Below are 13,360 nucleotides of genomic sequence, written 5' to 3'. Positions count from 1 at the left end.
CAAAAGATACTCCTTTTCATATATTTAGAAATCCTTAATTAATATAATCCTATTTTTGTCTATTTTTTATTAATTGATATATTGTTCTAACTGGGACTCCAGTTCCACCTTTTATTGAATATTCACTTGCTGAATCTGCCCATGCAGTACCAGCTATATCAAGATGTAGCCATGGCTTATCTTTTACAAACTCACCAACAAATGCTCCAGCAGTTATTGCTCCACCATACTTTCCACCAAGATTTTTTAAATCTGCTATTTCTGATTTTATTTGTTCTTTATATTCATCAAAATAAGGTAATCTCCAGAACTTTTCTCCTGTAACCTTAGCTGCCTCTTCTAATTCATTATAAAATTCATTATTATTTGAAACCACTGCAGTTACTTTATCTCCTAAAGCAACTACTGCAGCTCCAGTTAATGTTGCAATATCTATAACTTCGTCAGCATTTTCCTTTTCTATTATATAGTTTACAGCATCTACTAAAGTTAATCTTCCTTCTGCATCAGTATTTAAAACTTCTATAGTTTTTCCAGCCATAGATCCAATTATATCTCCTGGTTTATAAGCTCTTCCAGAAATTAAATTTTCACAAGCTGCAACTACAGCAACTACATTAATCCTTAAATTACTTTTAGCAATAGCTGACATTGTACCTATAACAGAAGCAGCTCCACCCATATCACCTTTCATAGTTACCATACCATCTGTTGGTTTAATAGAATATCCACCTGAATCATAAGTTAATCCCTTACCAACAAGACCTAATATATTACTGTCTTGTGGATTTCCATTGTATCTCATAACTATTAATCTAGGTGGGTTATCAGAACCCTTTGCAACTGAAAGAAAAGCATCCATCTTTAATGATTTTATTTGCTTTTCATCAAAGACTTCAACTTCAAAACCACTTTCTCTTCCTATTTCTCCTACTCTTTCAACTAATGTTTCTGGATATAAAATATTTGCTGGTTCGTTAGTTAAATTTCTTGCTATAATAGTAGCTTCAACTAAAAGTTTAGCTTCTTTTATATATTCATTTATCTTATTATCTTCTTGATTTTCTTTTTCTGTATTTCCTAATGTAAAATCTAAAGAATTTTCTTTTTTATCCTTTTTGTATCTATTAAAGCTATACTCTGCAAGACCTAATCCTTCTACCATGCTTTTTATAATATCTTTTTCACTAATAACTGTAGAATTTATAATCTTAATAAATACCTTCTTACATTTTAATGCTATAGCTTTTTTACAAGCAGAACCTAAAGATTTTCTTATTATTTCATTGTTAAGTTCTTTATCCCTTCCAAGGCCTACAACTATAATATCTTGAATTTTTCCTTCGCCACAAGTTCTTGTAAAAGTAAAAATCTCTCCTTTTTTACCTTCAAATTTCTCTGAGTCTTTAAGATGAGCTAACATATTATTAATTTCATCATTAGGTGTAATTAATTTATCCTCTAAAATAGGAACTATAACTCCATCCCCTTGTAAACATGAAAAATTATTAAATGTTATTTTCATAAAATCACCTCTTAATATAAATTCTCATAATATTCAGTATTTATCCATACTATAGCACAATATTTTATTATTTCCAATTTTTAATTGAATTTTGTATAATATTTATAGAAATATAAATTCTAAAAATATGAAGGGAGTTTTTAAATGAAAACCCTTATAAAAAATTTATTTACTTTTTTATCTATAACTATAATACTTTTTGCCATAATAAGTTTTATAGGTAATCTTTTTATTATAGATACATATTCCCTTAACTCAACAAACTCAAAGCAAATAAAATTAAATAATATAAATATAAATTATAAAGAGTTTGGCGAAAATGGATCTCCCATATTATTAATACATGATTTTTTTCAATCCTCTAAAGACTTTGATAACATTGCTAATGAATTAAGTATTAATCATAAGGTTGTATCTATAGATCTTATAGGATTTGGACTTTCTGATAAAGATTCTGATATAGATTACTCAAAGAAGAATATGGCTTTTATTTGTAACTCCCTTATGAATTATTTAGGGTATACCAATTATTCTGTTTTGGGCCATTCTGAAGGTGGAGAGGTAGCACTAAATTTATGTTTAGATTTTCAAAACAATATAAATAAACTTATACTTGTAAATAGTTCAGGTTATGAAAGTATTAGTAAATCAAATATTCCAGGATTTATTATGAAACCACTATATCTAAATTATCCTGTTCAATTATTGAAATACTCTTTTCAATTCTTTCATAAAAAAACATTAGATTATGATATATTTGAGGAAAATCTATATAATAATTTAAATTTAAGCACTAAATCTATAGAAAAGATTTTTAAAATGAATGATACAAACTTAATAAAAGATAATATAAAAAATATACAAATCCCTACATTAATAATTTGGGGAATAAAAGATTCCACTATACCTTTAGATTTTGCATATAATTTTAAGAATGATATAGTTAATAGCAAACTAATATTTATTGAAAATTGTGGTCATTTTCCATTTATAGAATCACCAACTTTATTTGTAAATGAAGTTAATAAGTTTCTCTAAATTATCCACAAGTTAGATAAATAATCCACAAATCTCTCAATTATAAATAAAAAATAAGTGGATAAAATTTATATTTAATATTACTCTATATAAATAAAAAACTTATTATTGAAGTAAAAAAGTCGGTAAATTACCGACTTTTTAATAATCTAATGTTATTACTCTACCTAACTTAATACTTTCCTTTACATCTATAATTCTTTGATTACTAGAACCTCTAAATTTTAATGTTTCATTCATCTTTTCTTCTTCAAACTTTCCATCTACTAATATATCTATACTGTTAAGTAGCTTATTCCAGCAAGCCCTATTAATTTTATTTTTTAATATGTACTCAAAAGTATATCCAGTATAACACCATATATTTATTTTAAGTTTTTTAAGCTCTTCTGCTAAATAGTAAAATCCTTCTGCCTGCTCAAAAGGATCTCCTCCACTAAAAGTGACTCCTTTAATAATAAAGTCATCCTTTACCTCTCTAACAAGATCATCTATATTAAATATTTTTCCACCGTTAGAGTCATGTGTTTCAGGATTATGACATCCTTTGCAATTATGTTTACAACCTTGAGCAAAAAACACTCTTCTTATTCCAGGTCCATTTACGAGACTTTCATAAGTTATACCAGCTAATCTTAGCTCCTTATTATTCAAAATATCACATCCCATATTTATTAATTTTTATTAAAATATAATTGTTTCTTTATTAATAATTTAAATTATATAAAAAAGAGATTAAAGCTTCTATATAGCATTAATCTCTATTAAAAATTTTAGTTATTTTATCAAATATTAATTATAAGTATTAACATGATTTTCTGTATGAGTTACTCTATCTTGTCTTTCTTCGAATTTACCTGGACCAAATCTTTCATCTAAACTTAAATATCCAGTAACTCTTGAAATACCCTGTATATCATAACTTCCACAGTTTGTGCATTTACTTTCTCCATTATTTAAATAAGTACCACAATTTTTGCAATACCTTATATGAAAATTAATACCTACATAACTTATATTAGTATGCTTATATGCATAATGGATTATATTCATTATATCTTCATCTTCTGGTGAGCCATCTACTTCAATATAACTTATATGTCCACCATTACATAATTTATGATATGGTGCTTCTATATCAATCTTCTTTCTTATTGATATAGGGTAACCAACAGGTATATGATATGAATTTGTATAATAATCCTTATCTGTAACACCTTCTATTTTACCAAATCTTTTTTGATCTTGCTTTATAAATTTACCTGATAATCCTTCTGCTGGTGTTGCATAAGTACTCCAATTAAGCTTAGTTTCCTCTGTTAGATTATCTGTATAATCTCTTATAAAAGAAATTATCTTAATTCCTAAATCCTTAGATTTATTATCTTCACCATGATGCTTACCTGTTAGAGCTATTAAAGTTTCTGCAAGTCCTATAAATCCTATAGCCCAACTTCCTTGTTTTAATATTGGCTCTATTGAATCTTCTGAACCTAGTCCCTCTGCGCCCTTCATAAGTCCTTGTCCTGCAACAAAAGGTAAATCTTTTACTTTTAAGTTTTTAAGAATTGAATATCTATGCATTAATGATTCTTTTGCAAGATCTAGTTTTTCTTTTAATAATTGAAAAAATACCTTTTCATCACCTTTTGCTAATATTCCTATCCTTGGTAAATTTATTGTAGTTGGAGCTATGTTTCCTCTTCCTTTACATCCATGATCTCCATTTACATTTTTCATTATATAAGTTCTACATCCCATAGTAGCTGGCATATATCCCTTATCATAGTATTCCTTATTAAAGTCCGCATCTATATTCATAAAAGTTGGATTCATTCTTTTAGCTGCAACTCTACAAGCTAATTTAAATAAATAAAAATAAGGATCTCCCTCTTCTCTATTAACTCCTTCTTTTACTCTAAAGATTATATTTGGGAAAATCGGTTGCTCTCCCTTTCCTAATCCCTTTTCATACTCTATTAAAAATACTTCACATACTAAAGCAGCATCTTCAGAATGTGGAATTCCTATATTAATTGAACTAAAAGGCACTTGAGAACCTGCTCTTGAATGCATTGTATTAAGATTATAAACTACTCCTTGCATAGCTTGAGCAACTCTTTTTCTAAGCTTTTTTTCAACTAATTCTTCGAGCTTTTCTTCCTCTATACCTAATTCCACTAACTCTTCTCTGACTTCTTTTCTTGTTGGCTCAACAAAAATAGCCATATCATTATCAAAGTCAGGATGTGACTGACCTCCAAACATATCATTTTGTGTTGATTGAAGAAGTATACATGAAAGTTCTGCTGCTGTTTCTATTCTTCTTGGTTTATTTATTGTTCCATATCCAGTATTAAATCCATTTTCAAGCATTTCCCTTGTTGGAATATGAAGACAGTTTGTTGTTAAATTATAGCTATCTAAATCATGATAGTAAACATCTCCATTTTCATGAGCCTTAGCTAAATGCTTTGGCATTATAGCTAGATTATGCCACTTATTTGATTCTGATGCTATTCTTAAAAGCTTTGATGAGAAATTATTTCCTACATTAGCATTATCTCTATCAGTTTCAACACCGATTTTACTTATAGCTTTCATAAGATCTGATTTAATTTCTCTTACTTTTGTTCTTTCAGTTCTATATGCAGAATATGCAATAGCTATTTCTGAAAATCCCATATCTCTTAAAGCTTTTTGTACTAAATTTTGAATTTCTTCAACAGTAACTTTTTCTTTTTCGGACATTTCTATATAATTAATAACTTTTTGTACAATGTCTAATACTTGACTCTCTTTTAAATTATATCTTATTTCTCTAGCTGATCCTCTTATTGCTTTTGCAATTTTCTCAGCATTAAAATTTACTTCTCTACCGTCACGTTTTACAACATTTAGCATACTCACTACCCCCACAACACTATATATTGTACCGACTTATTATACTTCACAATATTTTTTATAGCAATTTTACATTATAGATTCTTTCCATAGTATTTTGTTTTACATCACTCATTCTTCTTTTTTTTCGTTTTTTTGAATATTTCTCTATGTTGACATAAACACTAAAAATATATTATTAGATACAAATATTGTCTTTACTAATATAGCAAAATTAAAATTTCATTTCATAAAATAAATATTTAAAATTTATTTTTTATTACTAATAAAAATAAAAATTTTATCATAAAAATAATATATTTTAAAGTTAATATTAATAAATATTAAATTTATTAATATTATCATAAAAATTTTGTATCACTAATAAATATTAATATTAACTAATATAGTAGGAGTGATATATATGAATAAAGCTTTGGTATTAATACCTATAATAGTTTCAACTACATTTTTAGGATGTTCCTTAGAAAGATCTAAAAAGCCAAAAGAAACAAGCCCTGTAATATATAGAAGAGAGGCTCCTCCTGCAATATCAGAGGATAAATCAGCGCCTAAATCTTTAATAGATAATATATCTCCTTACTCAGGAAGTCTACTAAATGATAATAGTAAAAATAACATTCCCTTTATGGCTATTATAGAAAATTCTAAAGCTGCAAGACCTCAATCTGGTCTATCACAAGCTGAAATTGTATATGAAACTTTAGCTGAAGGAGGAATACCTCGTTTTTTAGCTTTATTTTATAAAAATCAGCCAAATAAAATAGGTCCTATAAGAAGTATAAGACCTTATTTTCTTGATATATCTAATGAATATAATCTTCCTATAGCTCATTGTGGCGGTAGTGAAGAAGCTCTAGCTTCTATATCAAGTGATACCTCTTCAAAAACAATAGATGAAATAAAAAATGCTAGTTACTTTTGGAGAGAAAATAAACTATCTCCTCCTCATAATCTATTTACTTCTTCTGATAAAATTACTAAATATATATCAGAAAAGAAAATTAAATATGATACATTCTCACCTATCATATTTGATGATGAATTTTGGAAAAATAATAAAAGTAGTTCTTGTACAAGTTTATACTTAAAGCAATCATCTGGATACAATACATCTTATAAATATAAAGATAATAAATACTATAAGTTTATGGATGGAAAAGAAGCTATAGATAGCCTAAATAATAAGCCATTATCTTTTGATAATATAGTAATTCAAAAAGCTAAAACTAAAGTAAAAGATGATAAAGGCCATTTAGAAATAAACTTCATAGGAGAAGGAGATGCTTTTGTTATTTCTAAAGGAAAAGTCCAGAATGTAAAATGGAAAAAGAAAGATAAAAATAGTTCTACAGAATTATTAGATAAAAATAACAATAAAATTCCCTTGTCTTCCGGACATACTATTTGGCATATAATAGACCCTGAAGTTAATTTAAATATTAAAGAATAAATCTAATTTTAACTTAATATATTTATTGTAAAATCTATTATGCCTTTATTTATAAACTTAATTAATTGTCATATTTATTAGTATTAAATTTAATTTTTAATTGATCTTATTATTTATGACAATTTATTTTTCTACAAAACTATATCAGTATTGATAATGTTAAACTATATCAGTATTGATATAGTTATCAATTGTGATATAATTTAATTAATTAAATATAACTTTTTAAGGAGGAATTTACCTTGCAAAAAATCGCAATTTTAACAGACAGTGGATGTGATTTATCAAAAGAAATTTTAAAGAAATATAATATAAATCTTATTCCTTTTAGAATCATATATAAGGAAAAAGAATATTTAGATAGATTAGAAATATCTCCAGATGAAGTTTATTCAAAATTATCTGAGGAAATACCTACAACGTCATTACCAGATATGGAGTATGCAAATAACTTATTATGTAAGTTAAAAGATGAAGGATATACTCATATTATATCCATAAACATATCAAGTGCTTTATCTGGTACTTATAATAGTTTAAGATTTGTTTTAGAAAATCATCCTGAATTAACTTCATATATATTCGATACAAAAACCCTTAGTATGATGGAAGGAAATACAGTTTTAGAAGCTGCAAAAATGGTTCAAAAAGGCTGTAGCTATGAAGATATAGTTGCTGCACTTCCAAAAATCCAAGAAAAAATGACTGGATTCTTTACTTTAGATACATTAGAATATCTAAAAAAAGGTGGTAGAATAGGTAAAGTTGCTGGTACTATAGCAGAACTTCTAAACTTAAAACCTATAATTTCTGTTGGAGAAGATGGATCTTACTATACTTACTCTAAAGCTCGTGGCAGAAAGCAAGCCTTATCTAAGCTTAAGCAAATAGTAGAGAATTTTTCTTCTAAAGGCAAATGTAAAATTTGTGTACTAGAAGGCGGAGCAAGAGAAGATGGCGAAAAGATGCAAGAGATTTTATCTTCATATTCAAATATAGAAGAATGCCGCTTGGAAAAAATAGGACCTGCTCTTGGAGTTCATACCGGTCCTGGATTAATTGGAGTTTGCATAGAAAAAGGTTTTTAATTAATGGGTAGCTTTGATTTTAATAATAAAGATCACATAAAGTCTGAAGAAAAAAGACTCTACGAAGAATATAAAAATAAATTAGCAGAACTTAAAAAAGTTCAAAAAGAAAATGAAGCTGTAGGTCAAGTATTTACTAAAGGTTTACTTCCTATTTATGTATTATTTATACTAAGCTTAGGTTCGACTAATGGTAATGACATTGCCCATAAAATTGGAGAACGTACTAATGGATTATGGATTCCTAGCACTGGAGGGATATATCCTTTGCTAAAAAAATTAGAGAAGCAAGGATTAATCGAAGGTGAATGGGATGATCCTAAAAAAAAGTTTCAAAAAATATACACTCTTACTGATGAAGGATTAAAAGAATTAAAGCATAAAAAAGATCTTCTTAAAGAAAAAATTGAAGAATCTTTAGAAGTTTTTAAAATAATTTATAAAGATTTATATCATTAAAATTTATGAATAAACACCTCATTATGGTTAAAAATAATAATAATAATCATAATGAGGTGATATACTTTGAAATGTAAAATATTAGAACTTAACTCTTTAGATGCACTAGTTTCATTAGAAGATGGAACTGCCTTTGATATTTCTGTTACAAAGTTACCTGAAAATATACGTTCAGGAGATATCATTGATATTCCTTTTTCTCCATATTCTGATTTTGAAAGTCATAATTTGAAAAAAAATAGTATATTAAATAATAATACACTTGATTTATTATAGTTATATTATTACAATAAAATTATAATATAATATTTGTGCTAGGGGTGCCTTTAGGCTGAGAGATGAATTTTCATTAACCCTCATATACCTGATCTGGATAATACCAGCGTAGGAAAGCGATAAGTCATTTAGATTTTAACCTTATTCTTACGAATAAGGTTTTTTATTTAATATCGAATGACTTTACCCTAATGCACAAAATAGGGGGTAACTTTTTATGTTAAATTTACACGAGATATTTAATCAATTCTCGAAAAGTATGTCTAAGTTTGCTAATTCACCTGTAAACTTAGAAAAAATATTTACAAATCCTATAAGTTTAGTAACTATACTAGGATGCATGGCTATCTTTGTATTAATCTTTAAAGCAAAAAAGATTAAGTTTGATACCAAATTAATAGCTAGAATAGGTATGGTTCTTGCTCTTACTGTAATACTACACTCTCTTAAAATCTATAAATTTCCACAGGGCGGCAGTGTTACTTTAGGAAGTATGATTCCTATACTACTAATTGGCTTTATGTATGGGCCTTATATTGGTATGTTAACAGGATTTTTATTTGGAATTATAAATATGATTATGGATCCTTATATACTAAACCCTGTACAAGTACTTTTTGATTATCCTTTACCATATATGTGCTTAGGTCTTACAGGATTTTTTAGAAATAGAAAAATGCTAGGCGCTTTTATAGCCATCTTTGCTAGATTTTTATGTCACTTCATTTCTGGAGTTGCATTCTTTGGAAGCTTTGCACCAGAAGGCATGTCACCTTGGATTTACTCTCTTGTAGTAAACGGATCCGTTATTGGTGCCGATGGAATTATATGCTTAGTAATATTATACTTCTTGCCTGTACAAAGACTGATAAAAACCGTAGGAAATAATTATAAATCTAAATTAGCATGATAATAATATTTTAGAGTATTATATAAATTAAAATGACCCTTAATTCATAATTAAATCTATTATTTTATATAAATGTATATAAAAAATTAGACAATACCTTAAGATTAATTTTAAGGTATTGTCTTTTTCATATAATAATTAATATTTATCTCTTTGCTTTTTAAAAGATATCTATAGCATCAACGGGACATCCTTCTTGTGCTTCTCTAGCTTGATCTTCTACTCCATCTGGAATTTGATCTACTAGTACTCCAGCCTTACCATCACCTTCTATTTCAAAAACCTCTGGGCATACTGTAGGACATAATCCACAACTAATACATAATTCCTTATCTACTTTAGCTTCCATGTACTTATCTCCTCTCTAAGTAATTCTATGAACTTATTTTACCTATTATTTATATATTTTATACTACAAAAATTATATAATTTTAAAATAAAAAACCCTATAAAATAGACTTTATTAATCTACTCTATAGGGTGTACTTTAAATTTTAAAATAGTTTATTTATATTTTATGAATTAATATAAAACACCAAATACCATTTCATATAATCCATTATCCCATACGTATTCTTCAGCTTTACCTTGTTCTAATGCTTCTGTAAGATCAAGATTTATTGGTAATTCACATAATAAAGGTAAATTTAAATATTCAGCATGCTCTTCTGAAGATTTCTTTGAAAATACTTTTATCTTTTTGCCACAATCTTCACAAACTATGTAGGCCATATTTTCTACTACACCTCTAACTGGTACTCCCATTTTTTCGGCCATAATAGCAACTTTTTTTACTATCATTGAAACCATATCTTGAGGTGTTGAAACCATTATGATTTCTTTTAGTGGGAAACTTTGCATAACTGTTAATGCTGTATCTCCTGTTCCTGGAGGCATATCTATTAAAAGATAGTCTAAATCTCCCCAATCAGTTTCTTCATACATTTGATTTAAAACCCCTGTAATTACTGGACCCCTCCATATAACTGGTTGATCCTCATCTGGTGTTAAAAGATTCATTGATATAACTTTTATTCCTCTTTTAGTTTCAACAGGTATAAATTTAAACTTTTCTTGCTTTTCATCAACAGCTACCATTTTAGCTCTTTCTTTATTTATTCCAAAAAATCTTGGCATTGATGGTCCTGTTATATCTGCATCAAGAACTCCTACTTTGTAGCCTTTTTTAGCTAATTGAGTAGCTAATATACCAGTTACTGTAGATTTTCCAACTCCACCTTTTCCACTTATAACTCCTATTATATTTTTGACATTACCATACTTAGGTAATACCTTTACACATAAATTTGATTTTCCTTTACTAGCGCATGAGTCTTTACTAGCACATGTTGAACAATTTGACATAGTCTCCTCCTCCTACCAACTATCTGGCTTTTTAGTGTCTACTTTTATATTCCAATCATTACCATAATATTCACAAGTAACATAATAGTTGGTTTGACTTTTTTCTTTTTTATCTTCAATAGTTATTATTGTTTTAAATGTGGTAGTTTTATATCCCTGATTTTTTACAGTTACTATCACATCATAATTCTCTCTATCACGATTCATCAAAGATGCATTTGGAATTATTGATTGTAACTTTCTTTTAAAGTCCTCTAAATCTACAGATAATAGATATTGAGCACAATCAATGTCACCTTCTATATCTATACCAATTTTTTTATTTCCTTCATTTAATTTATCTTTATTTTTTGTTAAAACTTCTAATATTGATGGATAATATACCTTTTCAAATTCTCTAGGTTTTCTTATAAAAGATAGATTTCTAATTATATCATTATCTAATCTCTTAGAAACTACATAACTATGATTCTCATCATAGAAGTTTCCAACTCCTCTTTTATTAATTCCAACAACATAATTATATTTTTTAACTTCATCTCCCATATACATCTCAAAAACATAATCTGAATTTAGATTTGTAGTGGTTTTAGCTGGAGATGCTGAAGATAAAAATTCATACACCTCATTAATTGTTATTGGATCTGTTACCATAAATCTAAATCCCGTACCTCTAGTACTTTGAATTACAATTTTATCTACTTTTTCTTCCTTTATAAACTCAAAATCATTATTTCTAAATCCTAATTTAACTTGAAGTTTATCTAAAGTCTTGCAACCAGTAAAAAGAGTACTAAAGATTATAAGTATTACAATTAAAAAAGGTATTCTTTTATTTTTCACCTTTTATCATTCTCCCTCTAATTTTATGAATATTAAATATTGCTAATCCTAAAATCAAAGTAATTATAGCTATAAATTGAGAAGTTGATAAAACTCCTACATTCCCTCTTGGATCATTTCTTAAAAATTCAACAAAGAATCTTCCAATACTATATAATATTAGGTACATAGCAAATACTCTTCCTGATTTATTGTTTTTTCTATCATACCATAGCAAAAATATGGCTAGTAGAAAATCAAACCCTGAAGACATTAATTGAGTTGGGTATAACGGAACCCCTGATGGTGCTAGTGAATCCTTCGGAAATATAATTCCTATATGTGAATGTGTTTCTGCACCATAACAACATCCTGCAAAAAAACATCCTATTCTTCCAAATCCTTGAGCTAATGCTAACCCTGGAACAACTAAATCAAATACTTCTAAAGCATTCCACTTTTGAGCTCTACAATATAAATATACTGATAATACACCTGCTATAATAGCTCCATATATTACAAATCCTAAGCCAAAATCTCTAAATACAACTGATGGATCTTCAATAACATATTTGAAATCTGTTATTATATATAATATTTTTCCACCTAATATCCCTGCTATTATAGCTATTATAGTCATATTAAAGATTTTATCTTCATCATAATTTCTTTTTTTAGCTCTCTTTGTAAAAAGAAAAACAGCAGATAAAATTCCTATAGCTATCATTAAACCATAACCATAAACATCAAAGCCAAAAATTTCAAATAATATCGGCTTCACGCTTTCACCACCTCTAATTTTTTATTTTACTATCGAAATAGGAGAAGCTTAGCTTCTCCTATACCATTAAATTATAATACTATTATTATCTTAAAGCAAATAATTTACTTTTTGTTAATACTATCCACTATAGCCTCAAAAATATCATTAAAATCTTCCTTATATTTATTTTCTTCAACATTAAAACTAACCTTTGCTATTTTATTTTCGTCTAATTTTAAATAATATACTATAAAAAATATAGTCTTTCCAGCTTTAAGTTTTTCCTTATATGTCACCTTTATAGATTCCCTTCCTTTAATCTCTAGCTGTACCTTTTCATAATCTTCTATTTTATTTTCTATTTTTTCTTTATCTTTTAATACAATTTCCTTAATAGTTTTATCAGAACTTAAAATTTGAATATATCCATTTATTCCAAGTTCATCGCTTTTTAAATCCTTATGATCCAATATATAATTTCCTGGATATTTTTTCTCTTCTATAAACCAATTATCCGGCAATGAATAACAATAATTAGTTTTTTCTATATTAAATTCTTTAAATTCTTTTATGTTATATGCTGTTAATGATGCAAATTTCAATTTATTATTAAGCCCTATTTGAGCCCCATATAAAACCACTATAAGCCCTATAAGAAGTATGGTCATTCCTAATTGTTTTCTGTTCATAAATTTCTTCATTTCATCCCCCTAAATTAATAACTGTAATTTTTATTAAAATAACAAAAATTTTTATA

At 27.2% G+C, this 13,360-nt stretch carries 14 protein-coding genes and 1 riboswitch; of the genes, 6 read left to right on the top strand and 8 right to left on the bottom strand.

Going from position 1 to position 13,360, the window contains the following annotated elements; translation table 11 throughout:
* Positions 1-49: 49 nt before the first annotated feature.
* Positions 50-1,525 carry a leucyl aminopeptidase gene (locus BUA70_RS01870; protein ID WP_072892534.1) on the bottom strand — a complete coding sequence of 492 codons (1,476 nt, stop codon included), beginning with the start codon at positions 1,523-1,525 and terminating at the stop codon, positions 50-52.
* A gap of 144 nt (positions 1,526-1,669) precedes the next feature.
* Here BUA70_RS01870 and BUA70_RS01865 point away from each other — a divergent pair, with 144 nt between their 5' ends.
* Positions 1,670-2,563, top strand: coding sequence for an alpha/beta fold hydrolase (locus BUA70_RS01865; RefSeq protein WP_072892533.1), 894 nt, complete (start codon positions 1,670-1,672; stop codon positions 2,561-2,563).
* A gap of 141 nt (positions 2,564-2,704) precedes the next feature.
* On the opposite strand, the gene nrdG is transcribed toward BUA70_RS01865, so the two are convergent.
* Both nrdG and BUA70_RS01855 read right to left on the bottom strand, forming a co-directional pair.
* Entirely contained in the window at positions 2,705-3,217 is a 513-nt protein-coding gene (gene nrdG / locus BUA70_RS01860; protein ID WP_423236778.1) for an anaerobic ribonucleoside-triphosphate reductase activating protein, read from the bottom strand.
* Between the two features lie 138 nt (positions 3,218-3,355).
* Positions 3,356-5,467, bottom strand: a complete 2,112-nt coding sequence (locus BUA70_RS01855; RefSeq protein WP_072892531.1) for an anaerobic ribonucleoside triphosphate reductase — start codon at positions 5,465-5,467, stop codon at positions 3,356-3,358.
* A 403-nt stretch (positions 5,468-5,870) separates the two neighbouring features.
* Between BUA70_RS01855 and BUA70_RS01850 the strand changes: the two genes are divergently transcribed.
* The 5 genes from BUA70_RS01850 (at position 5,871) to thiT (ending at position 9,653) form a co-directional block, all read left to right on the top strand.
* A complete protein-coding gene (locus BUA70_RS01850) occupies positions 5,871-6,920 on the top strand; it encodes a DUF3048 domain-containing protein (protein WP_083573430.1) in 1,050 nt (349 codons plus the stop codon).
* 242 nt (positions 6,921-7,162) lie between these two features.
* Positions 7,163-8,008 carry a DegV family protein gene (locus BUA70_RS01845; RefSeq protein WP_072892529.1) on the top strand — a complete coding sequence of 282 codons (846 nt, stop codon included), beginning with the start codon at positions 7,163-7,165 and terminating at the stop codon, positions 8,006-8,008.
* Positions 8,009-8,011: 3 nt separating this feature from the next.
* Positions 8,012-8,467 (top strand): PadR family transcriptional regulator, encoded by a 456-nt coding sequence (locus BUA70_RS01840; protein ID WP_072892528.1) that lies wholly within the window; start codon positions 8,012-8,014, stop codon positions 8,465-8,467.
* A gap of 66 nt (positions 8,468-8,533) precedes the next feature.
* Positions 8,534-8,743, top strand: coding sequence for a hypothetical protein (locus BUA70_RS01835; protein WP_072892527.1), 210 nt, complete (start codon positions 8,534-8,536; stop codon positions 8,741-8,743).
* 30 nt (positions 8,744-8,773) lie between these two features.
* Positions 8,774-8,875: riboswitch (TPP riboswitch) on the top strand.
* Positions 8,876-8,960: 85 nt separating this feature from the next.
* Complete coding sequence (gene thiT / locus BUA70_RS01830; protein ID WP_072892526.1) at positions 8,961-9,653, top strand: energy-coupled thiamine transporter ThiT; 693 nt, start codon at positions 8,961-8,963, stop codon at positions 9,651-9,653.
* 160 nt (positions 9,654-9,813) lie between these two features.
* On the opposite strand, the gene BUA70_RS01825 is transcribed toward thiT, so the two are convergent.
* The 5 genes from BUA70_RS01825 to BUA70_RS01805 form a co-directional block, all read right to left on the bottom strand.
* Complete coding sequence (locus BUA70_RS01825; RefSeq protein WP_072892525.1) at positions 9,814-10,002, bottom strand: ferredoxin; 189 nt, start codon at positions 10,000-10,002, stop codon at positions 9,814-9,816.
* A 173-nt stretch (positions 10,003-10,175) separates the two neighbouring features.
* Entirely contained in the window at positions 10,176-11,018 is an 843-nt protein-coding gene (locus tag BUA70_RS01820) for an Mrp/NBP35 family ATP-binding protein (RefSeq protein ID WP_072892524.1), read from the bottom strand.
* Positions 11,019-11,030: 12 nt separating this feature from the next.
* Positions 11,031-11,861, bottom strand: coding sequence for a YhfM domain-containing protein (locus BUA70_RS01815; RefSeq protein WP_072892523.1), 831 nt, complete (start codon positions 11,859-11,861; stop codon positions 11,031-11,033).
* Entirely contained in the window at positions 11,851-12,621 is a 771-nt protein-coding gene (locus BUA70_RS01810) for a prolipoprotein diacylglyceryl transferase (RefSeq protein ID WP_072892522.1), read from the bottom strand. Before BUA70_RS01810 ends, BUA70_RS01815 begins: the two co-directional genes overlap by 11 nt.
* Positions 12,622-12,725: 104 nt before the next feature.
* Positions 12,726-13,304 carry a PsbP-related protein gene (locus BUA70_RS01805; RefSeq protein ID WP_083573429.1) on the bottom strand — a complete coding sequence of 193 codons (579 nt, stop codon included), beginning with the start codon at positions 13,302-13,304 and terminating at the stop codon, positions 12,726-12,728.
* Positions 13,305-13,360: the final 56 nt, after the last annotated feature.

Origin of the sequence: Clostridium fallax, assembly GCF_900129365.1 — a bacterium.
Classification (GTDB): Bacteria; Bacillota; Clostridia; order Clostridiales; family Clostridiaceae; genus Clostridium_AH; species Clostridium_AH fallax.
Note: the sequence above shows the minus strand (reverse complement) of the source record. Positions and strands in the feature narration are given on the sequence as shown.

Excerpts from the sequence above, each read along its gene's own strand:
- BUA70_RS01805 (WP_083573429.1), bottom strand. The coding sequence starts at position 13,304 with ATGAAGAAATTTATGAACAGAAAACAATTAGGAATGACCATACTTCTT.
- thiT (WP_072892526.1), top strand. The coding sequence starts at position 8,961 with ATGTTAAATTTACACGAGATATTTAATCAATTCTCGAAAAGTATGTCT.
- BUA70_RS01850 (WP_083573430.1), top strand. The coding sequence starts at position 5,871 with ATGAATAAAGCTTTGGTATTAATACCTATAATAGTTTCAACTACATTT.
- BUA70_RS01840 (WP_072892528.1), top strand. The coding sequence starts at position 8,012 with ATGGGTAGCTTTGATTTTAATAATAAAGATCACATAAAGTCTGAAGAA.
- BUA70_RS01825 (WP_072892525.1), bottom strand. The coding sequence starts at position 10,002 with ATGGAAGCTAAAGTAGATAAGGAATTATGTATTAGTTGTGGATTATGT.
- BUA70_RS01865 (WP_072892533.1), top strand. The coding sequence starts at position 1,670 with ATGAAAACCCTTATAAAAAATTTATTTACTTTTTTATCTATAACTATA.
- BUA70_RS01855 (WP_072892531.1), bottom strand. The coding sequence starts at position 5,467 with ATGCTAAATGTTGTAAAACGTGACGGTAGAGAAGTAAATTTTAATGCT.
- BUA70_RS01870 (WP_072892534.1), bottom strand. The coding sequence starts at position 1,525 with ATGAAAATAACATTTAATAATTTTTCATGTTTACAAGGGGATGGAGTT.
- BUA70_RS01820 (WP_072892524.1), bottom strand. The coding sequence starts at position 11,018 with ATGTCAAATTGTTCAACATGTGCTAGTAAAGACTCATGCGCTAGTAAA.